Genomic DNA, 261 nt, shown 5'->3' with positions numbered 1-261 from the left:
GCGGCTGCTTCGACTGAGGTTGCTTCTGTCTGTTTCAGGGCAAACGGGTTTCCGGCGACTTTGTTTTCAAACACGAGAGCAGAAAGTTCCGGTTTAAAGGAAGATTTCATGGCATCGTCGTGGACACTATCCCTGGACTCGACCCTTTTGCTTGACTTCCTCGAGGCGTAGATCTCTTTACCTAGTGACGACTCAATCACAAACTTGGGTTTATCGTTTTTCGACTTTGACTTTGTAGATTTGGCAGCTTCCTTGGGTTTC

At 47.5% G+C, this 261-nt stretch carries 1 protein-coding gene; it reads right to left on the bottom strand.

Annotation, left to right across the window (positions count from 1 at the left end; all coding sequences use genetic code 11):
• Positions 1–261 (bottom strand): hypothetical protein (locus ACYQ78_RS39760; protein ID WP_459806170.1); only part of this gene is annotated, 261 nt, incomplete at both ends.

Source organism: Herbidospora sp. RD11066 (assembly GCF_054661255.1).
This window is presented reverse-complemented; position numbering and strand designations above follow the sequence as displayed.